Source organism: Muricoccus nepalensis (assembly GCF_006438825.1).
Taxonomy (GTDB): domain Bacteria; phylum Pseudomonadota; class Alphaproteobacteria; order Acetobacterales; family Acetobacteraceae; genus Roseomonas; species Roseomonas nepalensis.
In genome coordinates this window covers 1-710 of record NZ_RCZP01000140.1, presented here as the reverse complement: position 1 = coordinate 710, position 710 = coordinate 1, and the positions used below count along the sequence as shown (strand labels likewise).

General features: G+C 64.5%; 2 protein-coding genes. One reads left to right on the top strand and one right to left on the bottom strand.

Translation table 11 applies throughout. The features are described 5' to 3' along the window. Positions 1–228: hypothetical protein (locus EAH89_RS30990; protein ID WP_140888046.1), on the bottom strand; the 228-nt coding region annotated here is incomplete at its 3' end. 250 nt (positions 229–478) lie between these two features. Between EAH89_RS30990 and EAH89_RS30985 the strand changes: the two genes are divergently transcribed. Further along, the coding region (locus EAH89_RS30985; RefSeq protein ID WP_140886942.1) for a transposase at positions 479–710 on the top strand (232 nt) is incomplete at its 3' end.

The following is a 710-nucleotide window of genomic DNA, read 5'->3' as shown; positions in this document are numbered from 1 at the left end:
GGCGGAGCCGTCGGCGTAGGTGCTCTTCACGTCCATCTGGACGGAGACCGTCCGGCCACCGATCTGCGCGACGAGCCCGCCCCCCTTCGGCAGGTCGCCCATCTCGAAGACCTGGCCGAAGGTGGTCACGCCGCCTTGCAAGGTCGCTGCGCCGGCGTTCTGGAGCTTGAGGGCAACGATTCCGCCGGTCCCGAGGGACGCGAAGGCGGGAAGAGCGAGCTGTGACATGCTTCTGCCTTGTCTCGGCCGGTCTGGGCCAGTCGCCGTCCTTATCGGCGGCGTAATCACTTAATCGTGTATAAACGTAAACAGATCGTTACGAGCGCGGGCGAAGTTAGTGGCGAGAGCGCCTAAAGCGTCTCTCTTCTCCCGTTGATCTCATTGGAAAGTAACGGCAAAACGTTCCTGCTGGTGACGTGCCCCCGTAGAAGCGGTCCGTCGGTTATGTGGACCGGCGGCTGTTTTGAGGAGGCAGAGGATGGGCCGGAAGAGGACGCACACGCCCGAGGAGATCGTCGCCAAGCTGCGGCAGGTTGAGGTGCTGACCACGCAAGGCAAGCCGGTGTCGGAGGCGGTGCGGGCGATCGGGGTGACCGACCAGACCTATTACCGCTGGCGGGCCGAGTTCGGCGGCCTGAAGCTGGACCAGGTGAGACGGTTGAGGGAGCTGGAGCGGGAGAACGCGCGGCTGCGGAAAGCGGTGTCGGACC